Origin of the sequence: Candidatus Finniella inopinata, assembly GCF_004210305.1 — a bacterium.
GTDB classification, from domain to species: domain Bacteria; phylum Pseudomonadota; class Alphaproteobacteria; order Paracaedibacterales; family CAIULA01; genus Finniella; species Finniella inopinata_A.
This window is the reverse complement of sequence record NZ_SCFB01000004.1, coordinates 198822-223608: the sequence shown is the minus strand read 5'-3', so window position 1 is coordinate 223608 and position 24787 is coordinate 198822. Positions and strand designations below refer to the sequence as shown.

The following is a 24787-nucleotide window of genomic DNA, read 5'->3' as shown; positions in this document are numbered from 1 at the left end:
ACCTCTGTCATAAAAATCCCGCAAAATGATTTGAATGGGGTATATCAATTGCAGTAAAAAAAGAAAGCTACGGTTGACTTTGTGTGGGCAGATAGCACAACAGTTGGATTGCATCGTCATGGATCAGGGGCTTTAAAAAAAGTTGGTAAAATCGCTTCTACCCCTAAAATCATTTCAAAGGAGTATATCAAGAGGGAACTTAGGAACATATGTCGTCGAGACCTCGATTGTGCTTCTATCCAATTTCAACTCTCCTACGAAATTAGTAATCCTTTTTTCTGTAATACCACCATTACGTGCCCATATCTTAAGTTTTTTGAGCCTTTTGAACAGTTGAGATTGTTCCAAAGCCTCTTCCTTATCTTCACTTAATTTTACTTGTGTATCAATTAAAACCAATTCCTTCAATTCCTGTAGGTTTGCTTTGCCCAACGCGATCAGAACATCATCATCACAACTAAACAGATACAAGCAAGTGACGCTGTCCAATAGGCTTTTCGAACCCCCATACCCCAGATGCTCAATCATAACATAAGAATAATACGGCTCTTCCAATATAAGAGTTTTGGCTTTCACACCGAGGTCACTTATTCGCCCTACCTCAGATAAGGCAATGCTAGCGCCAAGTGATAACACTTCTAAATCAAGGTTCTTCGTTAGAATATTCTGAAAATCATTGGCGGGGTTAGAATTCGTCATAAAATCTGAAAAACTGAGGCCGCTTAAGCTTATATCGCCCTTCATGATGGATTTATACAAAGGAGAATGTTTAAAATTAGTTCTCCTCTCGTAACCGCTTTTAGGCACTTTTAAACTTAAATTAACACTTGTGCCTAGTGGGCCCTTTTGGGCTACCGAATCGTCAGTCAGAAACGGATGCTGTTTTGAATCAAAGTATTGAATCCAACTTTCGTCAGGTGCTGTTTTTTGGGCAGTCTTAGGCCCGAAGGAAATTATGCCGCCATTTTTGTTCCATTCCCATGGGTTAACAGGTCCCTTTTTTTCATATGCGCTCCAAAGACTTGCTTGCGACGGGGTCAAAGCACCGATAAGTATTCCCTTGCCTGTTGCAAGGAGGTCTGCTGTGCGTGATTCTATTAACCATCCCTGAGTTACCAAGACAGTTACATGATCCCTGTGCGCCTGTTGATTGGGGTTGGGAAATTGTTCTATCTTTTGCTGAAGTCCTTTCGTAAAGGTGTTCACATCCTGTTCAACTTTATACGCAGAACGACCTAAGTTCTGCACCACATTCTGAATAGTTTCCATATCATTTCCGTAGCGGTCTTGGGTCGTTTTTTCGTCCAAAATACCCCAGCACCCGCCCAGTAACATCAAGGAAGCCTCTTGTGCCCCTTTTCTGATTTCTTGCATCTGATCTTTTTGAGTTGGTGACAAATCCATAGCCAGCTCAACTTCCTGTTGAATGCGATTCAGGGCGTATAAAACATTGACTCCGCTGGCTTGAATTCCCATCTTGCTTAGCAAATCGGACCAAACGGTATAGTCAGGTTTTTTGAATAAAGACTGGCTTTTTGTGCCTCGTTCAGCGTGATCAATGCTTAAGAAAAATGGAAGGATACCGTCTTTAATGGACGGTTGCTGAGCAAGGTTTGGCATAGCTTTGCTGAAAGCATTCACATCGATCGTTAACAAGCGCGTATCGGCTAAAGGGTTCTGGGATGCCATACTAAGCTCAAACAACCCCAATAAAAAAAAGAAAAAAGAAAATAAAATCTTACTCATTTTTGTGCTCCCTAAAAATGATTGTCACCTGATATATAGTACATAAAAATTGAAATGCAATGATTATGTTATCAGTAAGTTCAGGCAGGTATGAATAGGTTTGTACAAGATCAAGAAACCCTGAAGTGCGATCGCTACTGGTTGAATCCCAAAACATTATCCCCTAATATGCCAAGCATTACTTGTAAAACTTCGGTGATTTATGTCCACACAACCAGTTCGCGGAACACGCGATCTTTTAGGCGATGATTACGCCAAATGCAGTTATCTTAACCGTGTGGCATTCGATATTTTGGCAGCTTATGGCTATCAGGGAATCGAGACGCCGATTTTTGAACATACGTCGTTGTTCCAACGGGGTTTGGGCGAAACCTCTGACGTGGTGGGTAAAGAAATGTACACCTTTGCTGATCGTGGGGGCGATTCGCTGACCCTAAGGCCCGAGGGTACGGCCCCTGTTACGCGGGCTATTATCAGTGCAGGGTTGACCCAGACGTTGCCCCAAAAGTTGTTTTACAGCGGTCCTATGTTTCGGTACGAACGTCCCCAAAAGGGCCGGTACCGACAGTTTTACCAATTGGGCGTGGAATATATCGGTTCGGCCCATCCTTTGGCGGATGTGGAATGCATCGCTTTGGCTGACCATCTGTTAAAGGCCTGGGGCATTAGCGATTATCAGTTGCACCTGAATACTCTGGGTGATTTAGAAAGCCGCCAAAACTATCGCCAAGCCTTGGTTGATTATTTTGGCCGTTATAAAAATGACTTATCACCTGACAGTCAAATCCGGCTTGAGAAAAATCCGTTGCGGATTTTAGATTCCAAAGATGCTAACGATCAGGTGTTGTGCCAAGATGCCCCCTTGTTTGACGAATATCTAACCGAAGATTCTCGCCATTTTTTTGATCAGGTTCAAAATGGCCTTGTGACGTTAGGTATTGATTTCACCCGTAACCAGAAGCTTGTCAGGGGCCTTGACTATTATTGCCATACAGCTTTTGAATTCAAGACCAACTCGCTTGGGGCGCAAGATGCCATTCTGGCAGGCGGCCGCTATGATGGGTTGATGCAGCAATTGGGTGGGCCTGTCGTTCCAGCAGTCGGGTGGGCTTGTGGCCTGGATCGTCTGGCTTTGATGCTGACGGACTTTAAGACGCCTGACCATCTGAAAATTGCCTTGATTGCGGCTGAGGAAGGTTTAGAGCCGATCAGTTTAAAGTTTGCGCAACAACTTCGCCATGTCTGTGTTCCTTGTGAGGTATTCTTAAAAGGGGATTTATCGAAACGCCTGAAGGCCGCTGATAAAGCCGGCTGTCAGGTGGCCGTTTTGTTGCGACCGGAAGAATATCAATCAAACCAGGTAAAGATTCGTTATTTACAGCAAGATTTTTCCCCAGCTGGCGATAAAGAAACTATAGTGTCGATATCTGACCTTGTCCCCCACCTTTTGTCATTGAAAAAAGCTTAATTTAATATGTCATTTGATCAAAAACTAGACCGCCTAATCCAAAGGCACCAAGAACTGCGCGATGCGCTGGCTGTTCACACGCTCAGTGACCCCGCTGATTTTGCCAGATTGTCGAAAGAATATTCTGATTTGACGGAAGTGGCGGAGGCAGTTGGTGACCTTCGAAAGCAGCAACACGATTTAAAAGAGGCTGAGCTTTTAGCCAACGACAGCAGCCTGGACGCTGACATGCGCGAGCTGGCTTATTCCGAGTTTCACACCTTAAAAGAAATGCTTCCAGACCTGGAAAATCAAATCCGCCTGTTGCTGTTGCCAAAAGACGCCGATGATGATCGAAACGCCATTTTGGAAATTCGCGCGGGCACAGGCGGGGAGGAGGCTGGCCTGTTTGCCGCAGATCTTTTGCGCATGTACCAACGATATGCAGTGGTCAAAGGATGGAAGTTTGAGTTGTTGAACTCAGCCGACAGCGGCTTGGGCGCTATTCGAGAGGCCAGCGCGTCCATTTCTGGTAAGGGGGTTTTTGCGCGGTTGAAATTTGAATCGGGTGTTCATCGTGTGCAACGGGTTCCTCAGACAGAAGCAAGCGGACGTATCCACACGTCTGCCGCGACTGTGGCGGTTTTGCCAGAGGCTGAGGATGTTGACATTCAGATTGATGAAAAAGACTTGCAGATCGATGTCTATCGGGCGTCGGGGGCTGGTGGGCAGCATGTGAACACCACCGACAGTGCGGTGCGGATTACCCATATTCCAACGGGTGTCGTGGTCACGCAGCAGGATGAGCGATCACAGCATAAGAACAAGGCTAAGGCGATGAAGATTTTACGGGCCCGGTTGTATGAGGCTGAGCGGATGCGCCTTGATTCCGAACGTGCTGCCAGCCGGAAAACGCAGGTGGGGTCTGGCAATCGGTCAGAGCGTATTCGGACATATAACTTTCCGCAAGGTCGCGTCAGTGACCACCGGATCAACTTGACGCTTTATAAGATAGAGCAGATTTTGGCAGGGGAAGCGTTGGACGATATCATTGATCCCTTGATTTCCCATGACCAGGCTGAGAAGTTGGCCGAGGCGGTGGAGTAGGTCATGACCAGTGCTCTATCTAAAAAAATTCTGGTTACAGGGGCTGCGGGCTTTATCGGGTTCCACGTGGCAAAGCGCCTTTTGGAAGAGGGCCATACAGTTGTGGGTGTGGACAATCTGAACTCTTACTACAGTGTTCAGTTAAAAAAGGACCGTTTGAAACAGCTGGAATCCTTCGAATTTTTTCAGTTTTATTGCCTGGATGTGGCGGATCACCAAGCCATGGAAAAAATGTGGCAGCAAGAGAAACCCATCACCCATGTTGTGCACCTGGCAGCCCAGGCTGGCGTGCGGTATTCTTTGATTGATCCTTACCCTTATGTTCACAGCAATGTGACCGGATTCATGGTCATGTTAGAACAATGCCGTTATCAGGAAAATTTTGAGCATTTGGTGTATGCCAGTACATCCTCGGTCTATGGGTTGAACCCTTCGTTGCCTTTTAAGGAATCGGATCCGGTTGAGCACCCCATTTCTTTGTATGCAGCCACCAAACGGGCTAATGAGCTTATGGCTCAATCCTATTATCATCTATATCGATACCCCATCACGGGCCTGCGGCTTTTCACAGTTTATGGCCCCTGGGGGCGCCCCGATATGTCGTTGTTTAAGTTCACCAAAGCGATCTTGGCGGGTGAGACCATTGACGTTTATAACCATGGCCAGATGAGCCGGGATTACACTTACATTAGTGATATTGTGGATGGTATTTTGGCGGCCCTGTGGCGGCCAGCTTCTGTAGAACCCAGGGAACATCCCTTGTACAATTTGGGGAATGACCAAAAGCAGTCGTTGATGACGTTCATTGAGGCGTTAGAAGAAGCTTTGGGCAGAAAAGCCAACAAAAACTTCTTGCCCCTGCAGCCGGGTGATATTGTTGAAACGTCCAGCGATATCCAAAAAGCTAAGGTAGAGTTGGGGTATTGCCCCAAGGTGGATATTCACCAGGGGATCGCAGAATTTGTGGAATGGTACAAAACACACACAATTTATCTTAAATAATAAAACTTGAATTTTCCTTAATCAGGCATTACCTGTATTGCAGCTTCATTATTTGGGATTTGCACATATGTTTTTATTTCGTGGCTTCATTTTTTTGCTGGTGGGTGGGTTGTTGGCTTGCGCCAATGCCTCGTCGTCATCGTCTTCATCCTCATCGCCAGCGGCCTCGTCAGCGCCTGCTAATAGGTATCAAGCTATTCGGGATCATTTCCAGGGTGGGAATGATTATTCACAGGGAGAGGACTTTTGCTTAGCGTTGGATGTTATTCTTGATGTCGCTTGTGATGATAATCAAAAGACTCCAGAAGCGGAATATATTGCAGCTTGTTTGGATCCCACCTTTCCTTCAGTTTTATCCAATGTAATTAACGGCTACGATAGCAGAGCTGGAGAGTTTCTTGTTCGTTGGTTTGGGCAACAGGCTACTAACATACTGGTTAATCACAAACAAAGACTTAAAGCTGGTAATCGGTGGGAGCTAACCCACCATCACTTTGATGGCGTGTCCGATAAAGAATTTGATCAGTTCAAGTTGATAAGTTGTTATACTGAATTTTCTAGCCCTTCTCATCCTGTGCCTAATCCCAGCTTTATAATGATCCAAACCTTGTTTGAGTCGGGTTTTAAAGATCAGCTTGCCCGTTGGCGTAATAATCTTGGTCAAAACTTGGTCACTCAAGTTGTGGAAGTTCGTTCTGATCCTGCCGGGGAACCCTTATTGCAAAGTATTCTGAAACTTTTCCCAGAAGACGCGATTCTGGAGTCTGTTATAAATTCTACACATTGGAATAGGCATGAAAATGTGGGCATGCTTTTGGCTGCTAAACCTTCCATGTCTACCTACGTGAATGATGAAGGCCTGTCTGCCATCATGTTTGTAAGCAATTTACAAAGAGTGTCCGCTGATCATAAAGATAAGGTATGGGGAAATTTTATAACAAAAACTGAAAGAAGTCATACCTTGACACCGGACTTGGCGACTCCATTAAGAGCACTTAGAGCACTAAGTCATTTAAAGAAACCCCGAGAAGTTTCCCCCGCAATTTTGGCCAATATCGTTGCAACTGGAGGCGAGTGGGGAATTGATTTTGGACGGGCCCCTAAAAAGCAAGAATGGTCTGTAATTCGCGATACCCTCCATCGAGTGGGCGAAGAAGTTACCCTTGTTCGACAGAATGTTGGTTTCTCGGGGATCTTGACACATTTGCAAGAAATTTTGTTCAATGTTAGGCCTTCTTGGTCGGTAGATTCTAAAGATGAGGCGGCATATTTAAGTCATAGACAAAACGCCTTTATTGGGGCGGTTATTGCCGCGAAGCAAATGCTTCATATGAAACTTGACGATAATTGGTGGAAGGACATTGGATCACATGTAGGTCTTACGGGAACGCAGGCCAAGGTGCGCTATGAATGGCTTGAAAGCCAGTGGCAATAAAAGCAGAACTTCAATTTGAAACGTGATAAATTGTAGGAGCCCAGTTCTAAAATGAATTGCTGATTAATCATGGATGCGCAAACGGCGGACCTTCACATAAAAGGCGCCGGCACCCCCGTCCTGGGGCTTTGATTCGGCAAATCCCACCACCAAATGGGTGTTTTGACGGAACCATTCCTGCACAAAGGTTTTTAACGTAGCCCGTCCATCAGCGCTGTGAAGACCTTTGCCGCTGATTACCAAAACCCATCGCCGATTCATTTGCTGGCTGGCGTTCATAAATCGGCCTAAAGAAGCCTGGGCACGTTCCAGAGTATGCCCGTGCAGGTCCAATCGGCCATCTATGCTAATGGCTTTTAGATCACGGGCCTCTAAGGTGACTAACGGCTGGCTTGTGCCACGGGGTTTTCCAGGGATGACGATATCCCTTTTGGGAGCGGGGGATGAGAGGTGATGGGCTGGTCGCGGCGTTGCAAAATCTGTTTTTGTTTTTGTGAGACGTTTGATGCCCTCACTAAACAGTTTCCATAAGGCTATATCTTCAGGGGTTGGACCTTTCATCACAATTCCTAAATAGGTAACAAACGGTAACAATCACCTTTAACATTCATGACGCCAGCGGACTGTTCAGCGTTTTCCCCAAAACCCCAAAAGTAATCCCCCCGCGCGGGTCCCTTAATGGCGCCGCCCGTATCTTGGGCAATCATTAGGTGTTGGAGATTTACATCTTTCTGAAGAGGGTGAGGGATATCAACCCATACCAAAGTTCCCAAAGCCATATGTTTCTGATCCACGGCAAGACTTCGCCCTGGTGTTAGCGGCACACCTTGTGTTCCGATGGGACCGCCCTCAGCCAAGACCTTAAAAAACACATAAGATTTGTTCGTTGACATGACGTCTTCTGCCTGGACGGGGTTGTCCTTCAGCCATTGGCTAATCGTTTGCATTGTTACATTCTCAAGGTCTAACGATTTTTGCGTGATCAATGTTTTCCCTATGGGATGATAGGGATGACGGTTCGTCCCTGCATAACCTAACCTTAAAACAGTGCCGTCATCTAATTGAATGCGACCTGATCCTTGAATCTGTAAAAAGAAGGCGGCAATGGGATCATCAACCCAAACCAACTCAAGCCCCTGTCCCGCCAGCGCACCTTTCACAATGGCAGAACGGGGCAGGGTACAATCATTCGTCAAGGCGTATAGGGGCGTTTGATAAACGCCCCATTGTTGCAATGATCCGCGCAATAAAGGTTCATAATAACCTGTAAAATGCATGGGGGCTTCAAGACGATAAGCCCTTAAGTATTGCTGTATCAGATAACGCCAGTTTGCCCCATTATGCTGGACCACTGCCTGATAAAAAGGATGCCACTCTTTTAAAACAGGGTCGTCAAGAACGACCGGGGCTGAATATAACAAAGCCCGCCCAAGCGATAAAAAGGTATCCTGCCTCCACCCAGGCAGATCGTCAAATGGTATCAACACTGGTTCTAATCAATAACCAAGTTGGGGTTTTGGCTTTTATGGGCTTTTCAAACGTCCATAAATCCGTAACCGGGACGCGTATTCGAGCAGGGTTGTCAATGTTTTCACCAACCTGATTAAACGTCGCAATCATCTGGTCACTTTTAAAGCGCACAGTGATCTGGGCCTTTTTATCAACGACATCGATCGATACCAACTCTGCTTGAATCGAATCAACTTCAGTTTCTTGGCGCAGGCCTTTTTGTTGACGGTCTTGGATGGCTGTATAGAACTGGTCGTAAACTGTTTCTTCCAAAAGTTGCTTCAATAGATTTTCATTTCCCTCACTGTATGCCTTGATAATAAGACCAAAGGCATTTTCCGACCCGCGAATGAACGATCCAACATCGAAATCAGGCATCACCTTTTTCAACTGGCTGACCTGAACATCGACCTTGGAATCCGATTCCTCTGTCGAACTGGCTTTTCCAAATTGTTTGGGTATGACAATCACATTGTCTTTTTCACCCTCCTCGAAACGCGCTTGGCCCAAGGGGTTTAAGGGCTTTTCATTGCCAGTGCGCGTGCCCAAAACACTCCACAACCGGAAGAATAAATACCCAGCCAACACTGCAAAAACAATAATTTCCATCTTTGATACCTTACAAGCCTACTTACTGATCATACCTTTAATTCGCCATTTGATAAATAGATTGTGTGATATTTTGAAAAACCTGACTGGGCAAGTTAAATATTCCTTGGATAATATCTTCTGAGTAAGTTGCAATTAAGATCACACACTGGGAGTTTTGATGGGAAGTGGACCAAGATACTTCCCTCATGAGCACAAATACACAGAAATCGTCAAAAATCCCAAGATTTTTCTACGCCTGTTTGTGGGGTATATTAGAATACAGTGTGTCTTTTTAAAATACTGCCAAAATCATACAGACGTTGTCAGTCATCTTCACATATCCTGACTGAATAGCCAAAGTCTTATTGTCGGATTCAGATATTTGAATGTCAATCTCCCCCCTTATCAATGAGGCAATAATTGATGCATGATGGGGCAAAATTCCCATAGGCCCCTCGGTCGCTGGCACGATCACCTGCGTGACGTCCCCTTGATAAAAAACCCCACCTGGGGTTATGACTTTTAAGGTAAATAGTGACATCAACCCTCTGCCTTTGCGCCCATAAGCTCAGCCTTTTGTAAAACCTCTTGAATGGTTCCAACCATGTAAAAAGCTGATTCGGGCAAGTGATCATAATCGCCGCGCACAATCGCCTTGAATGCCTGAATGGTATCGTTCAAATCAACGAAAACGCCCGAGGTTCCTGTAAAGATTTCAGCAACGTGGAAGGGTTGCGATAGGAAACGTTGAATTTTTCTGGCTCTGGCTACCGTTAATTTGTCTTCCTCAGAAAGTTCTTCCAGACCCAAGATGGCGATGATATCTTGCAAAGCTTTGTAAGCCTGCAAGATTTTTTGCACGTCACGGGCCACCTGGTAATGTTCTTCTCCAACAACCTCTGGATCCAAAATACGCGAACTTGAATCCAAGGGGTCAACGGCAGGATAAATGCCCAACTCAGCAATCTGGCGGCTGAGGACTGTGGTGGCATCCAAATGCGCAAAGGAGGCAGCTGGCGCTGGATCGGTCAAGTCATCAGCGGGGACATAAATGGCCTGTACGCTGGTGATGGAGCCTGTCAGCGTTGTGGTGATTCGTTCCTGCAAGGCACCCATTTCAGAAGACAACGTCGGTTGGTAACCCACGGCAGAGGGAATACGCCCCAATAAAGCCGACACTTCGGCCCCTGCTTGGGTAAAGCGGAAAATGTTATCAATAAAGAACAAAACGTCTTTTTGTTCCACGTCGCGAAAATATTCAGCAACTGTTAGGCCTGTCAAGGCGACACGGGCCCGGGCACCGGGGGGCTCATTCATTTGTCCATATATCAGGGCGGCCTTAGACCCCGTTTCTTTTAGGTTATTCACACCGGATTCTATCATTTCATGGTAAAGGTCATTCCCTTCGCGGGTGCGTTCCCCAACGCCGGCAAAAACGGAGTAGCCCCCATGTTTTTTGGCGACGTTGTTAATCAGTTCCATAATTAAGACCGTTTTGCCGACACCGGCACCGCCAAACAACCCAATTTTCCCACCACGGGGATAGGGCATTAAAAGATCAATAACCTTAATGCCGGTGACCAATATTTCTGTTTCCGAAGATTGATGAGTAAAGTCTGGGGGATCGCGGTGAATGGGCATCATGGCCGTGGCTTTTATGGGACCCCGCTCGTCAACGGGGTCGCCGGTTACATTCATGATGCGCCCCAAGGTGCCCGAGCCCACCGGAACCGTAATTGGCTTGCCTGTGTCAGTGACAATTTGACCGCGACGCAAACCATTGGTGGCATCCATGGCAATGGTACGGACGGTGTTTTCGCCTAAATGTTGGGCAACTTCTAAAACCAATTTAAGGTTCTGGCCAGCGTAGTCAACCGATACCTCCAAAGCGTTCAAGATAGGGGGGAGGTTGTCTTCGAAATAAACATCTACAACAGCCCCGATAACTTGAGAGATAAGACCGTGATTATTTTGTGAGGGGGAAGATATTGTCATAATTTTCCTTAAACGGTGTTTCTTAAACAGCCTGGGCAGCAGAAATGATCTCTATTAACTGATTCGTAATTTGGGATTGGCGAGTTTTATTGTAGGTTGACCTTAGTCTGGCAAGAATGTCACGCGCATTCCGGGTAGCACTGTCCATCGCTGTCATCCTGGATGCCTGTTCACAAGCTACGCTTTCCAACAAAATCCTGTGAACCTGGGTATTCAAATGATCTTTTAATAATTGGGGCAACAGCAGGTTAGGGGTTGGTTCTGTTAAATAATCAGTGGGGGTTTCAGGAACTGATTCGCACAAAAAAGGGACCAGAGGGGTCAGTCGCAATTGCTGAGTCAGAACGTTTTTATAACTGTAATGGACGCATTGAATCGAGCCAATCAATTTTTGATCAAGCCATGCGCGGAGTTGTTGCACAAGCTGAACAGAGGTGTCGAAAGATACACCTTCGGTCAGAGATAGTGACAAAACTTTATCTTTCCACATAGGGTCCGCAAGGTTCTGACCTTTGCGACCGATGATGGCAAAACGAAAATCTGGAGCTTTATTCAGATGAACCCGCAGGGCTTTGATCAAATTGGTGTTGTACCCACCGCATAATCCCCGTTCGGTACTGACAACCAAAAACAGCGGGGGACCTTCGCCCCCTTTTAGTAATCGGATATCATCAGAAGACCAGTCCTCCAAACGCAAATCCTGAGCCATGGACTGATGCAAAAGATCAACTATTTCTTCAGCATATTCTTGGAAGATATGTGAAGCATCTTGGGCTCGACGTAGTTTTGACGCGGCCACCATTTTCATCGCAGCAGTGATTTTCTGGGTCGATTGAATGCTTTTGATGCGTTCACGAAGGTGTTTAAGGGTGGTCATGAGTCTATACCCCTTCCAAATGATTTTGCGGGATTTTTATGGCAGAGTTTTTGCACATAAACCTTCGGTTCAAAATCCTTACGTAGCTGGCTATGCGCGGATTTTTCACCTTGCTTCTGCACCAAAACTCTGCCATAAAAATCCCGCAAAATCATTTGGAAGGAGTCCATTCTTTAATGTAATTATCCAAAAATGATATTAATTTTTGCTGATGGGTTTCACCTAATGTATTTTTTTGTTCAATCTCTTCGAAAATCTCGGGATGGAAATGGTGCAGGTCTTTTAAATATTTTTTTTCGAAAGCGCCTAGTTGTTCAACGGGAAGTTTATCTAAAAATCCACGCACACCGGCAAACAAAAACAAAATAATTTCTGCCTGGCTTAATGGGTGATGTTGGGGTTGCTTTAACATTTCTGTCAAGCGATGGCCTCGTTCCAAAAGTTGGCGTGTTGAGACGTCAAGGTCGCTGGAAAACTGTGAGAAGGCAGCCATTTCACGATATTGCGCTAAATCCAACTTAATGCGCCCAGCCACTTGTTTCATAGCCTTGGTTTGGGCTGCGGATCCAACGCGACTAACCGATAAGCCCACATTAATGGCGGGGCGAATGCCCTGGTAAAATAAGTCTGATTCCAGGAAGATTTGTCCATCGGTAATGGAAATCACATTGGTTGGAATATAGGCAGACACGTCACCAGCTTGCGTTTCAATAATGGGCAAAGCTGTCAGCGAGCCGCCGCCACATTCATCACTCATCTTGGCGGATCTTTCCAAAAGTCTGGAATGGAGATAAAAGACATCGCCAGGGAAGGCTTCTCGTCCAGGGGGGCGCCTTAACAACAGCGACATCTGTCGGTAAGCAATGGCATGTTTTGTCAGGTCGTCATAAATGATGACCGCATGCATCCCACGGTCACGGAAATATTCGCCCATGGCACAGGCGCTGTAGGGGGCTAAATACTGGAGAGTCGCCGGATCAGAGGCTGTTGCCGAAACAACGATGGTGTAATCCATGGCGCCTTGATCTTGTAGTGTTTTAACAATTCTTGAAATGGAGGATTGCTTTTGACCGATGGCTACATAAATACAGAAAAGTTTACTTTTAAGATCGTCGGTCTGATTCTGTTTGTATTGGTTTAGAATGGTGTCAACAGCGATAGTCGTTTTGCCCGTTTGGCGGTCACCAATAATGAGTTCCCGTTGTCCACGCCCAATAGGGAACAAGGCGTCAATAGCTTTAATGCCTGTCTTCATAGGTTCATATACGGAACGACGTTGAATAATGCCAGGGGCCTTGACCTCAACGGGTGCATAATGGACATCATGCAAAGGGCCCTTGCCATCGATAGGGTGACCCAAAGCATCAACGACACGGCCCAACAAACCCATACCCACATTAACGTCAACAATCTTATGGCATCGTTTGACTAAGTTGCCTTCTTGGACAAGGCGGTCATTGCCAACGATAACGACACCCACATTATCTGTTTCCAAGTTCAGAGCCATACCCCGTATGACTTCGTTTTGGTCAGAAATGATGTCAACCCATTCACCAGCCTGAACATGATCAAGTCCATAAACACGGGCCACGCCGTCGCCGACGGTCAAGACCCTGCCTGTTTCTAGAATCTCGACATTGGGCTCAAAACTAGAAATTTTCTGTTTTAAAAGCTCGAAAATTTCATTGGCACGCGCTTGCATAGATGTCCTATTTAGTAGAGTTTATGGGTAAAGTTTTATGCAGTGCTGACAGCTGAGCATCTAAAGTCATGTCCAAACGTAGGTTGTTTGATTCAATCATCATCCCCATTTTCAAATGAGGAGATACAATATACGTTAAGACCAACTCGACCGGCCACAATTTTTTGAGATTACTTATTAGCTGCCTTTGGTCAGCGGCGGGGAGTTCTGTTGGCGTATAAACAACCACCTGAGACTTATCTTGATTTGTAGCAGTAAGAAACTGATAGCACTGCACAAAAGAAGGCCAGATGTCTAGTCGATTTGATTTGCCTAAAAGAAAAATAAAGTTCATTAAGATGTGATGCAAATTCAGGCGTTCACTGACTTGTTGCCAAAGAAGTGTTGTTTGATGAGGGGCTAGAACCTTGCTGGACAATTCCAACCAAAGTCGGCGGTTCTGTTTGTGGAACAAATTCAAAGCCTTAAGATCACTGGACAGTCTTTCAACAATGCCATTTTGTTGAGCGCAGGCAAATAAAGCGCGCGCGTACCTGCCAGAGACAGAAGTCATCAAGATTTTTAAGAGATTTTTATCCATACTTCATCCATATAGACACAATACAGAGGACTTTATAGCACACTTAGAAAAAAATCGAGGAGTTTTTAACGCAAAACTCCCCTTTGCTTTTTAGATGGTATCAGATTACTAAGAAGTTGTTTACCGCGTATTTGTAAAAAGGGAGGAAAATATGGTAACAGGTACAGTTAAGTGGTTTAACCAATCCAAAGGATATGGTTTTATCCAACCTGATAGAGGTGGTGAGGATGCTTTCGTTCATATTACGACTGTTCGAAAGTCAGGCTTTGATACATTACAGCAAGGGCAAAAGATTAACTATGAGTCGAAAGACAATCATGGAAGATCTGCGGCTATAAATCTGCAGTAACCTAAGCCGTTAAAAGGCAGTTAAATTTAAATCCAAGAAGGGCTCTCTTATAATTTAGGGGGCCTTTTTTGTGGCTTGCTAAGCCTCTTGGCTAATCGCACCGCCAAAGTCTTTAACCATTCCGATGATCGCATCAGTCGCATTAGAAATAGCTTTTTTGTCTTTACCTCGAACGACCAAATTAACACCCACGTTGGGCAATTGGTAAAAGGGGTAGCTGCCAATGTTCACGGTCGGGTATTCCGTTTGGATTTCTGTAAGTCGTTGGCCAATAACGCCTTCGGCCAAATTACAAGTTACAATATTTTGGTAAAAAGGTTCCGCTGTTTCTAATTGCGGAGTCAATGCCTCAAACATTCCCTGCATGACCGAGGGCATGCCTGCCAAACAGAAAACATTTTCCATTTGAAAGGCAGGGGCTTTACTGACCGGATTATCAACTAGACTAGCTCCCCTGGGCATTAATGCCATTCGGCGACGTATATTATTAAAGCGTTCTTGGTAATAGTCTTTAAGAATGGCCAGGGCCATGGGGTTTTCGATTAAGTCAACCTGAAAGGCTTTAGCGATGGTGGCTGCTGTGATGTCATCGTGCGTTGCCCCAATTCCGCCGGTTGTAAATACATATGTGTAAGAGGCGCGCAGGGCATTTACAGCCTCAATAATTTGATGTTCATCGTCTGGAACGATGCGAACTTCTAACAAGTCAATTCCTAGATCACTCAATCGCTGGGCGATGAAGTTAATGTTCGTATCTTTGGTGCGACCTGAAAGAATCTCGTTACCAATAACTAGAATTGCTGCTGTTATCATATAATTTACCTCACCAAATCCCCAAGAACTTCCACCACAGTCCACCACAACCCAACCAGATGATCAGGTTAACGATGCTGATGATGAATCCAACGCCCCACCAGGCCCCTATTGGAACATAACCGGTTGCATACAAAACAACGGCGGCCGACGTTCCATAATGCGTCATGCTGGAAAACAGGCTGCTAAAGAAGCCTAACACTAAGGCGGCTAGTAAAGGAGGAGCCCCCGTTCCGATGGCGACTACCAAAAATGCTGCGTACATGGAACTGACATGGGCTGTGTTGCCAGCAAAGAAATAGTGCGAATAAAAATATACAAGGCTTAAGGTCAAAAAGGCATACAACCAGTGCCAGCCGCTGACAGCGGCCCCAATAATCTGACTGAACCAATCAATAAATCCAAATTTCTCCAGATAGGCGGACATCATAACCAAAATCGCCATCCAGACTAACGTATGCCAGGCCTCGTGTTCGGCTAAAACATCTTTCCATTCCAAAATGCCTGTGACAAACAATAGGCACAGCCCAAAAAGGGCTGTTGTACAGGCACTGATATGCCAATGGTCACCATAAATCCACAGAAATAACATAAAAGAAAAAACACCTAGCATCGTCCATTCGGAATGATTCATCGGTCCCATGGCTTTCAATTTACCCTTTGCCATTTCAATAGCATTTGGCAATACTTTTACCTCTGGTGGATAGATAAAGTATAAAACCAGCGGGATTAACAGCACACTCAAAATCCCGGGGACACAGGCTGCAAGGGCCCAGTTGGCCCAGGTGATGGTGACACCCTGTTTGGCAGCCAAGGCCTGTGCCATTGGGTTGGCAGCCATTGCCGTCAAAAACATGGCACTGGTGATAAGGTTCCCTTGGAAACAGACTTGGGTCAGATAACTGCCCATCTTTCGTTCAGTTCCCATTTCCGGGCTGCTTCCCATGGATTCTGAGATTGATTTTAAAATGGGGAACATAACGCCCCCGGCCCGGGCGGCATTACTTGGGATAACGGGGGCAATGACCAACTCTGTTAACATCATGCCATAACCCAGGCCTAAGGTGCGACGGCCCAACAGTCGAACGAATAAATAGGCGATGCGATTCCCCAGACCCGTTTTAATGAATCCACGGGCTATAAAGAAAACAAAAACGATCAGCCAAATAACGGGTGAAGAAAAACCATCTAAAGCTTCTTTTCCCATATCAAGGGTGTTCGTTAATGTGGCGGCTGAAAGTCCCAACAGGGCTACGGGGCCCATAGGGAGTGGTTTCAAGACTAGCCCAAGGATGGTGGGGACAAAAATGCTGAACAAGTGCCAGCCTTTAATATCGACCCCTTGCGGAACAGGCAAAAAACTGAGGCCCCAGCCAATAATGACCAGAAGGGCTAATTTTAATAAACGGGTACTCATGAAAATTTCCCATAGGCGCCTAAAAATAGCGCATTAACAACAGTTATTTTTGATCAGACTGCCCGTTTCTTCATTTAAGATCAAGTACGAATTGAAGTTTTATTTTTCCAAGTGTTCTTTGATTTTGCGCACAATCGTCAAGGTTGCATCTGTGGGTACGCCCAGGTCTTTTACATCTGGCTTATTGCTGTTGGCTGCTGCTAAAAGGTGTTCCAGCGTTTGGGCTACCTCATTAGCGGTTTCTGCCTGTTGAACCCATCCTTGCTCAAGTGCAAAGTTGGGATAGGTACCTTTTTGGACCACATACAGAACCGACAAACCTTTATAAAGTGCCTGCATTCCCATGCCGGATTTATGGCAAACCAGAATTTTTGCTAACGTTGCAAGTTGGGTGGACGAAGGCCCGCCTTTGTCGACTACTTGAATATTGGTGGCTTTTTGTTCAGCTATAACCCCTTTTTCCAGACTGCCATCTGTTTTGGGATGATAGGTGACCAAAAATTTCAGGTCTTTATGTCCTGCAAGTTTTTGTGTCCCTTGGACAAAACGGCTAAAATATTCCCGGTAAGTATCGTCATAACCACCCACGAACAAAATGACTTGATCGCTAGGGGCAAGACCTATTTTTTTGCATAAATCTTCACGATTGGTTGTCTTGAAAATTTCGTCCCATTCTTCCAGCATCGGTTGCCCAACAACTTCTAAGTTTGAAGACTTTGTTTTTTCATGGGCCTGGAAACTTTTAAGGGTTGCCTGGGCTGGAATCAGGTAGGTGTCAATTTTACCAATTTCTTTGAGGAAGGGTTGTACATATTCCTTGGTGGTGATTGGGTCAAAGTTGTCATAAAAAGCAATTGTGCTGGCGCCCTGGGCTTTTTTAAAATGATTCAACAACTGGGCCTGACAAGCAGCAGCCATTCCTGCCACAACTACCTTCGGTTGATACTGTGTGCTGAGGTCCTTTAACGTTTGCTCAGATAAAAGTTTTTCTCTGGGCCAGGTTATCGTTTCATCAGGTTTCATATCTGTCAAAGACACAATTGAATCAGATCCTTTTAGCTTTTCAGCTGCCTTCCCAATCGCCACCACCTTGTAGGAAATTTTTTGTTGGCTCAATTGTGCGGAGACTCTCTCAAGTGGGCCTGTGTCCCCCATATCGTACACGCATACCAAAACATCAACGGCTTGTGCCTTTGTTGGTGATGTTTGCCAAATGCCAAAGGCTAATATGAATCCCGCCAACAAAAAAACGGCTGTCTTATGAAATTTACTCATGATTAAAAACCCCTTTCGAAAATAAGTCGCACACCAAGTTTAATACACCAATCAAACCATTTCAAGAATATATCGTAAAGGATTCACTTGTATGGCGGAATCTTCCATGAAAGTTTGGTTGGTTTTTTTGGATGTGCGGGGGACGGCAAAATAGGCATTGCTGAAGCCTAACTTTGCAGCCTCTTTCAAGCGAATTTCGGTATGGTTCACGCTGCGTACTTCTCCAGCCAAGCCAATCTCGCCAAAATAAACACTGCCCGTGGGTACGGGTCGATTTTTTAAGGCCGAGATGAGGGCTGCCGCAACAGCCAAGTCGGCAGCTGGTTCATTGATTTTCAACCCACCAGCCACATTCAAGTAAATATCACGATTGGCACTGCTGATGCCGCATCGACTTTCTAAAACAGCCAGGATCATGGCTAGGCGGTTGTTGTCCCAGCCCACAGCGGTGCGTCGGGGGGATGCTAAGTAAGAGGGGGCCACTAACGCTTGAATTTCCAGCAACAGAGGTCGCGTTCCCTCTACGCCTGCAAAAATAGCCGTGCCGCTGACGTCTTGATGATGATTTGCCAAAAATAAGGCCGATGGATTTTTAACTTCCGTAAGGCCTTGATTCTCCATAGAGAAAACGCCAATTTCATCAGTAGCCCCAAATCGATTCTTGATGGATCGTAAAATTCGGTAGTCGTAGTTTCGCTCGCCCTCAAAATAAAGAACGGTGTCAACCATGTGTTCCAAAACGCGGGGTCCTGCCAGAACACCCTCTTTTGTGACGTGACCAACCAAAATGACAACGTGTCCGCGTTTCTTCGCGGAGGTGATAAATTCCTGGGCGCTGGCCCGCACCTGGGAAACGGTTCCTGCGGCTGATTCCAGGGACTCAACAGCCATGGTTTGGATGGAATCCACAATAATAAGCGCTAGATTGGGAAGCTGCTCTAAGGCATTGATAATTTCACCGACATGAGTGGAGGCTGCCATGTGAACAGCGGCCTTGTTAACCTGCAAGCGATCGGCCCGCAATCGTAACTGGCTTAAGGCTTCTTCACCAGAGACATAGGCACAGTTGGCTGTGGCTGACAAGGCCGCCACAAGTTGAAGCAAAAGGGTTGATTTTCCGATACCTGGATCGCCCCCCACCAAAATGACAGAACCTGGAACCAATCCACCGCCACAAACGCGGTCAAATTCGTCGATGCCACTGACTAGGCGTGTCTGTTGTCGAGAGAGAGTTTCATCAATGGTGCTAAGCTGGCTGAAAAAAGTATCAGCCTGAAGTTTTTTTCCAACAGATTTTGCGCGGACAGTTTCCTCAACCAGCCGATTCCAGGAGCCACATTCGTCACAGCGACCGCTCCATTTTGAATGGGATGTTCCACAATCTTGACAAACGAATACATGATTAAGTTTGGCCATAGAGTATTTCAGATGTTTTAGACATAAAAAAAGGCGGACTAGAAGCCCGCCTTGACGTAAATAAGAAAGCTTATTTCTTAGCTGGAGCTTCGGTGGTTGTAGTAGTTGTTGTAGCTGGAGTCTCAGTTGCAGCTGGAGTCTCAGTTGCTGTAGCAGCCTTTTTGCTATCTTTAGCAGCTGGAGCTTTTACTTCAACAGTTGCAGTTGTAGCAGCTGGAGCTGCAGCTGGTGCAGCTGTTGTTGTAGCTGGAGCTGATGCATTTGCAGCAACAGTTAAAGCAAGAGCAGCGGCTAATGAGAACAATACTTTATTTGACATTTAAGGACTCCTAATTAAGGTAAAGACGGTTTTTAAATAGCTTGGCTTCTTACCAAGCTTGCCTCCTGAAAATAATCCAGCTTTGCGCAATAATCAATATGATTTACTGAAATTGGTTCTTTTCTTGTATCCCATGATCAAAATAAGTGCCAAAAGCGACATTAATGCCACAATGCCGCTGGCTATAAACACCCTGGCTTCGCCATAATGATGGGCGATGCTGCCAGCACAAGTATCACAAGCTAAGGCAGATATGGCGCTGATTATGTAGTAACAGCCAAAACCTGTTCCTCTTAGATCCTCCGGCACTGTCTCAGCAATCAAAGATATGAAAATATTTTGAGTGATGCCATACTGTATTCCCCAAAATGCAACACCGATAAACATGATTCCTAAGGATGTGGCGCTAGCAAGGATCAAGTCGGCCAGAACAATAAAAATTATCCCAATGGCCAAAAACCAATAGCGATTCATGCGATCAGCCACAACGCCAACTGGGTAAGAGGCCGCGCACCAACCTGCATTGAACAACATCATAATCACAGGGGCATACGTTATTTTGAGCTCGAAAGTCGTGTGTGCATGTAAAATAAGGAAAGTTTCGCCCATGCGTGACAGCATAAAAATGGCGTTTACAGCCATCAATAACCAAAATGATTGCCCCAATAGAGGAAATTGAGACAGTTTAATGCGTTGCCGGCGTTTTGGGGCAGGCATAGGGGCTTCAGCAGAGACGGCAGGGTGATCAAATTTTTTCGGTTCCTTGACCACAAAGAGTAAAATGGAAAAAGCAATGACGGCAGGGATAGAGGCGATCCAAAACACCATTTGATAGTTATCACCGGTTGCGATCATTGCCAAAATTCCACAGACGCCGCCGAAAAATGACCCTGCCGTTGCCAAGCTTCTTTTTAATCCATAAGATGCCCCAATTCTTTTAGGGGGGGCTACGTCGGCAACCATGGCATCCCGAGGGGTGGCTTGAATGCCATTACCCAGCCGTTCCATGATACGTGCCGTCAGGACAAGGGCGAAGGAGCTAGACATGGCTAAAATGGGGCGGCTAAAGACCGAAAGCATATAGCCAAAGACCATGACAGGTTTACGGCGACGCAAATAGTCGCTGAACATACCGGATAATAATTTCATGGCAAAGGAGGAGGCTTCGGCAAGACCTTCCAAGAGGCCAATTAAGCCCAGTGAGACGCCCAACAGGGTTTTTAAGTAAATTCCCGAAAAACTGTAGATCATTACATAAGACAGATTGATCAAAAACATCATCCACCCCAAGGTCCAAACCGTTTGAGGGATAGGCTGCAGTGTCTTAGCCGAAGTGTTGTTTGGGTCAACAGGTGGCTGTCGCATGCTAATGAGTCTCGGTATTAACGCAGATGATACCTAGTAAATAAGGCGTTCTGGTGATTAAATCCAGATAAAAAATGAACAAGTGCTTAAATAGTTTTTGGGGCAGCGGAATAAGTATGGTTTTGGGGGGAGGGAGTTGGTTGGTTTTTAGGAAAAAATAAAACTTGAATAACGGTTTTCACCCCCCTATATGTGCAGTGTAAACCAATCTTTTTTATAGGAATCTTTATGATTAATAAAATAATTTCTTCTTTAACGCTTTCGCTGATGCTGTTTGCTCCGGGGGCGTATGCTTCTGGTGATTCGCGTATGCCTTCTCTTTCTGATGCTGCAGCTAGTGGTTCTTCTGGGATGCCTAGTTTAAGTTCGGGTGCAGCTGCCGCTGGTGGCAGTCTTGATGAAGATGATGATCGCAGGCTGCACAATCTTAGCGTGTCCAACAACAATAACAATTCAAGCAGCAGTTCTTCTGATTTTTCTAATATTTTAAGTTCAAGTCAGTTGTCAATGCCTGCGCATGAACGTGGTTTGGATACGTTATATGTCCAATTGGGAAGATCATCTCTTGCTCTTAGTATTCACCCTAATGATATGCTTAAGGCTAATAGTTTTCTTTTCGCAAAATATCAGCCGTACCTTCAAGATAAGTTTGATTCCACTAGCCTTGCTCCACTTGATTGTCATTTTTCGGCATTTTTAACGAATAACGAGAGATTATTTCCAAATTTAATCGATCCAGATACGATGCGTATTTTCTTAGGGTTCTTAACGCCTTTAAATACTCAAGGTTTTGCCGCTCCAACTGCAATGTGGTCTGTTCGTTTTCAGTCTATTATTCCAGAAGGGGGACGGGTCTTATTGGCTGTGATGGCTCGAACACAAGGTGGCCAACTTCAGGTTAATTTGGATGGTGGTTTAAGGCTTCTAGGGGATGCTATTATTCAGCTGCCTTCCCATATGGTACCATCTGTTTCAGCTCCTGCAATGTCAGCCAGCGTCGTGTCTGTTCTAAATCCAGTCTATGCTCAACTTCAAAAAATTGTAACAGTTGATGGTCGTGCGTTGTACGATGTTAAGGAGAACAAAGAGGCTATTTCTCAACACCTTTCTGGCTGGTTTAATTTAGCTCGAGGGCTTTATCAACATGAAGTTAGTTTTTGGGAAACAGAAACTCCTCGCATAGAAAACCTTTTAGCAGATTACAATTCAGCAATGGCCAAATTAAAAGCGACTGATGGTAGAATGTATTCTGGTGTTGGTTTGGGTTCCACATCAATTCTTCTTATTCCAACAGAAAAGGAAGCTAAAGCCGAAGAACGTGGAGCTTTAATAAACCAGGTTGAAGGACATCTTCAGGCGCACCAATCAAAAATTGATGCTTATAAGGTCGCTAAACCAATCCTACCAACCCTTAAAAAGGGCTTAGAATGGTTGAATGAGGTTTTTGACTACGTAAAGAAAAATGGTAAAATAACCTAATCGTTTCGGTTATTGGTTACTCATTCATTTGTCACCCCCGCCTTCGCGGGGGTGACAAAAATAGGTACAGCTCTAGATTTTTTATTCATCAGTGTTTATGAACTTTCAAAATCCTTTCAAACTTTTCCTCTCATTCGAATTCATAAGCGTCCTATCGCTTTTTTCTTATCAATACAAAAACACCCATCCTTTTTTTACATCTTTTGATGTAACAGTTTTATTGAATCTGATTTTGATACCGTGGGCCGTTGTTCTTTATGTTCGGGAAAGGGATCGGTCAAATCGGTTTTGGTCCAAAGAGGTTTTGTTTTTTGTGGCGATGGCAGGTTGGTTTTTGCTGAGCACTTTATGGTCGTCTTCCCATAGTTATAAAATTCAAAAGGCCCTTTGTTTTTCATTTTATACAATCCCTGCATTTCTGATGGGATATCTTGTGATCTCGAATAATTGTGAGAGATTGGTGCGTCTTCTTCAGTCCTTGCTGATTTTTGCTCTTATCGTTTTTGCTGAAACGTTTCGTGTTTTTTACGTCAAGGGGATGGGGTCAATTCAAGATATCATGGGGACAAATTATTTGGTGACGGGGCAGACTCTTGGGGTTGGTCTTATTGTTTTGATTGTATATAGCCTTCACCGATTTGTTGACGCGAACCGCAAAACTTTAGGGCTGGAAATTGTTTTAGGCAGCCTGTTTTTTTATGGGCTGATCAATATTGGGGGAAGGGGGCCTTTTGCGGCCTGTGCCATTTCTACTCTTGTTTTATACGCGGTTTTTTGCAGGTATTCCAACGCTGTCAAAAATCCGCTTTTGCACCTTGTTTTGTTTTCCACTGTGACTTTTGTCCTTTGCGTGGGGTTAAATTATTTGTTCCATCAACAAGGGTCTCATTTTGCGAATCGGATGATGCCTTTGCTGAATTCGATAAAGGCTGACGGGTCTGCCATGGAACGGCTGGAGTTCTACCAATCGGCTATCAAGGCTTTTGTGGCCAACCCTGTGGTGGGTCTTGGTTTTGGTGGGTGGCCTGTGTACCATGGTTTGAGTGACATCAGTTATCATCCCCATAATATCTTTCTGGAGATCATGGCTGAGACGGGTATGGTTGGGCTTTTATTATTTGTGGCTTTTTTGACAGTTTGCGTTCAGGGCTTGTCATTGGGCCCAATTCTTTCCTCGCCTCTATTGGTTGCGGCTTGTTTGATCACCCTTTTTGCATTTATGAATGCGTGTAAAACAGGTGATCTTCACGATAATATGCTTTTCTTTTTTGCTCTTTCCCTGGTTGCGGGATTAAAAAGAAACAGCATTTCTATAAAAGTGGTTTGATAATTAACTTTGAAATTGCATCGACAACGTCTCGATTAATCGCTACCCTTAAACTATATATTCTTTAGTTTGGAATCGTGTTATGTCAAGTGAGATAGAAACGCCAAAAGAAGATTTGAATAAGGACCCGCTTCCTAAGAAGCCGGAAAAGTTTTGGCAAAAGCGCTGTTTTTTTTACCAACTGCTGATGCAGGGTACCGTCAGCCTTTTCCTGATTTTTTGTACAGTTGCGATCGTCTTCTGCACCAGCTTTTGGTGGGAGAATGCTTTGTTTCCAGGTCTTAGAAAAATTGATCCTTTGCAGCGCGATTTGACGATTGTTCAGGCCAAAGTTGATCAGGTGGATCAAACGATTCAGCGGATGAATGATCGCGGGGCGGAAATTGATATGCTGAAAAATCAGCTTATTACTTTGCAACAAGCTATTGCAGCCTTGGAGAAAGAGGGTGTCAAACCTTCAACGACCCAGGCCCAAGTGGCAGGCGAGAGGAGTCTTCCTGAGGTTTCTTATGAACTAAAAGGTATGTGGGATCAGTTTAAAAATCGATTGCAACAGGGTGAAGTTTGCATAGAGCTTTTTACAGAATTTAAAACGAAATTGCCCTCTAACGTTAGCATGCCAGAGCATATCCAAAAATTAGAAGGTTTTGCCCAAACGCCCGCAAAATCTATGGTTTTTTTGCGTGATCAACTTGAAAAAATTTACCAGACAATTAAGGCGTCTCCGCTTGCCAGTGAAAAGGTTACGATTCCTGAACACCATGGATGGCTAGCTGCTGTATGGAAATACTTGTCTAAATGGATTAAGGTTCAACCTTTGGATAATAAGGGCGAGCAGGTTTCAGTCACAGCCGCCTTAGAAAAGGCAGTGAAGGCCATGGAAAATAACCAATTGGCACGGACTATTGAATTTTTGAAAAGCTTGCCATCTGAGGAAAGTGTTGGTGAATGGTTAAATCAAGCCGAGCAGCGCCAACGTTGTGAGATTGTTATAAACGAGGTGGGTAAATTGGTCGGTCAAACCGTGAAGGGATAG

The 24787-nt window shown here is 45.0% G+C and carries 23 protein-coding genes; 8 read left to right on the top strand and 15 right to left on the bottom strand.

The features are described from left to right. Positions 1–174: 174 nt before the first annotated feature. The gene (locus EQU50_RS02875; RefSeq protein WP_130153648.1) at positions 175–1746 is read right to left on the bottom strand and encodes a hypothetical protein; all 1572 of its coding nucleotides are present in this window, start codon (positions 1744–1746) and stop codon (positions 175–177) included. Positions 1747–1948: 202 nt separating this feature from the next. On the opposite strand from EQU50_RS02875, the gene hisS reads away from it, so the two are divergent. The 4 genes from hisS to EQU50_RS02855 all read left to right on the top strand — a co-directional run bounded on the left by hisS (position 1949) and on the right by EQU50_RS02855 (position 6737). Beyond that, the gene (gene hisS / locus EQU50_RS02870) at positions 1949–3214 is read left to right on the top strand and encodes a histidine--tRNA ligase (RefSeq protein WP_130153647.1); all 1266 of its coding nucleotides are present in this window, start codon (positions 1949–1951) and stop codon (positions 3212–3214) included. 6 nt (positions 3215–3220) lie between these two features. Beyond that, a complete protein-coding gene (gene prfA / locus EQU50_RS02865) occupies positions 3221–4300 on the top strand; it encodes a peptide chain release factor 1 (RefSeq protein WP_130153646.1) in 1080 nt (359 codons plus the stop codon). Between the two features lie 3 nt (positions 4301–4303). Then, entirely contained in the window at positions 4304–5302 is a 999-nt protein-coding gene (locus tag EQU50_RS02860; protein ID WP_130153645.1) for an SDR family NAD(P)-dependent oxidoreductase, read from the top strand. Between the two features lie 67 nt (positions 5303–5369). Next, on the top strand, positions 5370–6737 hold the full coding sequence (locus EQU50_RS02855; protein WP_130153644.1) for a hypothetical protein: 1368 nt from the start codon (positions 5370–5372) through the stop codon (positions 6735–6737). Between the two features lie 63 nt (positions 6738–6800). On the opposite strand, the gene EQU50_RS02850 is transcribed toward EQU50_RS02855, so the two are convergent. The 8 genes from EQU50_RS02850 to atpH all read right to left on the bottom strand — a co-directional run bounded on the left by EQU50_RS02850 (position 6801) and on the right by atpH (position 13991). Continuing rightward, positions 6801–7298, bottom strand: coding sequence for a Smr/MutS family protein (locus EQU50_RS02850; RefSeq protein ID WP_130153643.1), 498 nt, complete (start codon positions 7296–7298; stop codon positions 6801–6803). Positions 7299–7306: 8 nt separating this feature from the next. After that, positions 7307–8224: a murein transglycosylase A gene (gene mltA / locus EQU50_RS02845; RefSeq protein ID WP_130153642.1), complete on the bottom strand. Its 918-nt coding sequence runs from the start codon at positions 8222–8224 to the stop codon at positions 7307–7309. Next, the gene (locus EQU50_RS02840; RefSeq protein WP_130153641.1) at positions 8208–8855 is read right to left on the bottom strand and encodes a Tim44/TimA family putative adaptor protein; all 648 of its coding nucleotides are present in this window, start codon (positions 8853–8855) and stop codon (positions 8208–8210) included. Before EQU50_RS02840 ends, mltA begins: the two co-directional genes overlap by 17 nt. A gap of 274 nt (positions 8856–9129) precedes the next feature. Further along, positions 9130–9378 (bottom strand): FoF1 ATP synthase subunit delta/epsilon, encoded by a 249-nt coding sequence (locus tag EQU50_RS02835; protein ID WP_130153640.1) that lies wholly within the window; start codon positions 9376–9378, stop codon positions 9130–9132. Next, complete coding sequence (gene atpD, locus EQU50_RS02830) at positions 9378–10832, bottom strand: F0F1 ATP synthase subunit beta (protein ID WP_130153639.1); 1455 nt, start codon at positions 10830–10832, stop codon at positions 9378–9380. Before atpD ends, EQU50_RS02835 begins: the two co-directional genes overlap by 1 nt. 22 nt (positions 10833–10854) lie before the next feature. Next, a complete protein-coding gene (gene atpG, locus EQU50_RS02825; protein WP_130153638.1) occupies positions 10855–11709 on the bottom strand; it encodes an ATP synthase F1 subunit gamma in 855 nt (284 codons plus the stop codon). 151 nt (positions 11710–11860) lie between these two features. After that, the gene (gene atpA, locus EQU50_RS02820; protein WP_130153637.1) at positions 11861–13411 is read right to left on the bottom strand and encodes a F0F1 ATP synthase subunit alpha; all 1551 of its coding nucleotides are present in this window, start codon (positions 13409–13411) and stop codon (positions 11861–11863) included. Between the two features lie 7 nt (positions 13412–13418). After that, the gene (gene atpH / locus EQU50_RS02815; RefSeq protein ID WP_130153636.1) at positions 13419–13991 is read right to left on the bottom strand and encodes an ATP synthase F1 subunit delta; all 573 of its coding nucleotides are present in this window, start codon (positions 13989–13991) and stop codon (positions 13419–13421) included. Positions 13992–14142: 151 nt separating this feature from the next. Here atpH and EQU50_RS02810 point away from each other — a divergent pair, with 151 nt between their 5' ends. Further along, positions 14143–14340 carry a cold-shock protein gene (locus tag EQU50_RS02810; protein WP_130153635.1) on the top strand — a complete coding sequence of 66 codons (198 nt, stop codon included), beginning with the start codon at positions 14143–14145 and terminating at the stop codon, positions 14338–14340. Positions 14341–14418: 78 nt separating this feature from the next. Here the strand turns inward: EQU50_RS02810 and EQU50_RS02805 are convergent, their stop codons facing one another. The 6 genes from EQU50_RS02805 to EQU50_RS02780 form a co-directional block, all read right to left on the bottom strand. Next, positions 14419–15153, bottom strand: a complete 735-nt coding sequence (locus EQU50_RS02805) for a competence/damage-inducible protein A (RefSeq protein WP_130153634.1) — start codon at positions 15151–15153, stop codon at positions 14419–14421. A 10-nt stretch (positions 15154–15163) separates the two neighbouring features. Continuing rightward, the gene (locus EQU50_RS02800; protein ID WP_130153633.1) at positions 15164–16570 is read right to left on the bottom strand and encodes an anion permease; all 1407 of its coding nucleotides are present in this window, start codon (positions 16568–16570) and stop codon (positions 15164–15166) included. A gap of 99 nt (positions 16571–16669) precedes the next feature. Then, positions 16670–17845 carry a hypothetical protein gene (locus EQU50_RS02795; protein WP_130153632.1) on the bottom strand — a complete coding sequence of 392 codons (1176 nt, stop codon included), beginning with the start codon at positions 17843–17845 and terminating at the stop codon, positions 16670–16672. A 51-nt stretch (positions 17846–17896) separates the two neighbouring features. Beyond that, positions 17897–19261: a DNA repair protein RadA gene (gene radA / locus EQU50_RS02790; RefSeq protein ID WP_130153631.1), complete on the bottom strand. Its 1365-nt coding sequence runs from the start codon at positions 19259–19261 to the stop codon at positions 17897–17899. A 70-nt stretch (positions 19262–19331) separates the two neighbouring features. Next, on the bottom strand, positions 19332–19565 hold the full coding sequence (locus EQU50_RS02785) for a hypothetical protein (protein WP_130153630.1): 234 nt from the start codon (positions 19563–19565) through the stop codon (positions 19332–19334). Between the two features lie 108 nt (positions 19566–19673). Beyond that, positions 19674–20945 carry an MFS transporter gene (locus tag EQU50_RS02780; protein ID WP_130153629.1) on the bottom strand — a complete coding sequence of 424 codons (1272 nt, stop codon included), beginning with the start codon at positions 20943–20945 and terminating at the stop codon, positions 19674–19676. A gap of 228 nt (positions 20946–21173) precedes the next feature. Here EQU50_RS02780 and EQU50_RS02775 point away from each other — a divergent pair, with 228 nt between their 5' ends. The 3 genes from EQU50_RS02775 (at position 21174) to EQU50_RS02765 (ending at position 24787) form a co-directional block, all read left to right on the top strand. Next, positions 21174–22424, top strand: a complete 1251-nt coding sequence (locus EQU50_RS02775; RefSeq protein ID WP_130153628.1) for a hypothetical protein — start codon at positions 21174–21176, stop codon at positions 22422–22424. 232 nt (positions 22425–22656) lie between these two features. Further along, a complete protein-coding gene (locus EQU50_RS02770; protein WP_165380311.1) occupies positions 22657–23751 on the top strand; it encodes an O-antigen ligase family protein in 1095 nt (364 codons plus the stop codon). Positions 23752–23833: 82 nt separating this feature from the next. Next, positions 23834–24787, top strand: a complete 954-nt coding sequence (locus EQU50_RS02765; RefSeq protein WP_130153626.1) for a hypothetical protein — start codon at positions 23834–23836, stop codon at positions 24785–24787.

Excerpts from the sequence above, each read along its gene's own strand:
- EQU50_RS02805 (WP_130153634.1), bottom strand. The coding sequence starts at position 15,153 with ATGATAACAGCAGCAATTCTAGTTATTGGTAACGAGATTCTTTCAGGT.
- EQU50_RS02780 (WP_130153629.1), bottom strand. The coding sequence starts at position 20,945 with ATGCGACAGCCACCTGTTGACCCAAACAACACTTCGGCTAAGACACTG.
- EQU50_RS02850 (WP_130153643.1), bottom strand. The coding sequence starts at position 7,298 with ATGAAAGGTCCAACCCCTGAAGATATAGCCTTATGGAAACTGTTTAGT.
- atpG (WP_130153638.1), bottom strand. The coding sequence starts at position 11,709 with ATGACCACCCTTAAACACCTTCGTGAACGCATCAAAAGCATTCAATCG.
- EQU50_RS02835 (WP_130153640.1), bottom strand. The coding sequence starts at position 9,378 with ATGTCACTATTTACCTTAAAAGTCATAACCCCAGGTGGGGTTTTTTAT.
- atpH (WP_130153636.1), bottom strand. The coding sequence starts at position 13,991 with ATGGATAAAAATCTCTTAAAAATCTTGATGACTTCTGTCTCTGGCAGG.
- EQU50_RS02855 (WP_130153644.1), top strand. The coding sequence starts at position 5,370 with ATGTTTTTATTTCGTGGCTTCATTTTTTTGCTGGTGGGTGGGTTGTTG.
- EQU50_RS02800 (WP_130153633.1), bottom strand. The coding sequence starts at position 16,570 with ATGAGTACCCGTTTATTAAAATTAGCCCTTCTGGTCATTATTGGCTGG.
- prfA (WP_130153646.1), top strand. The coding sequence starts at position 3,221 with ATGTCATTTGATCAAAAACTAGACCGCCTAATCCAAAGGCACCAAGAA.
- EQU50_RS02860 (WP_130153645.1), top strand. The coding sequence starts at position 4,304 with ATGACCAGTGCTCTATCTAAAAAAATTCTGGTTACAGGGGCTGCGGGC.
- radA (WP_130153631.1), bottom strand. The coding sequence starts at position 19,261 with ATGGCCAAACTTAATCATGTATTCGTTTGTCAAGATTGTGGAACATCC.
- EQU50_RS02810 (WP_130153635.1), top strand. The coding sequence starts at position 14,143 with ATGGTAACAGGTACAGTTAAGTGGTTTAACCAATCCAAAGGATATGGT.
- EQU50_RS02875 (WP_130153648.1), bottom strand. The coding sequence starts at position 1,746 with ATGAGTAAGATTTTATTTTCTTTTTTCTTTTTTTTATTGGGGTTGTTT.
- atpA (WP_130153637.1), bottom strand. The coding sequence starts at position 13,411 with ATGCAAGCGCGTGCCAATGAAATTTTCGAGCTTTTAAAACAGAAAATT.
- EQU50_RS02795 (WP_130153632.1), bottom strand. The coding sequence starts at position 17,845 with ATGAGTAAATTTCATAAGACAGCCGTTTTTTTGTTGGCGGGATTCATA.
- atpD (WP_130153639.1), bottom strand. The coding sequence starts at position 10,832 with ATGACAATATCTTCCCCCTCACAAAATAATCACGGTCTTATCTCTCAA.
- EQU50_RS02840 (WP_130153641.1), bottom strand. The coding sequence starts at position 8,855 with ATGGAAATTATTGTTTTTGCAGTGTTGGCTGGGTATTTATTCTTCCGG.
- hisS (WP_130153647.1), top strand. The coding sequence starts at position 1,949 with ATGTCCACACAACCAGTTCGCGGAACACGCGATCTTTTAGGCGATGAT.
- EQU50_RS02775 (WP_130153628.1), top strand. The coding sequence starts at position 21,174 with ATGATTAATAAAATAATTTCTTCTTTAACGCTTTCGCTGATGCTGTTT.
- EQU50_RS02765 (WP_130153626.1), top strand. The coding sequence starts at position 23,834 with ATGTCAAGTGAGATAGAAACGCCAAAAGAAGATTTGAATAAGGACCCG.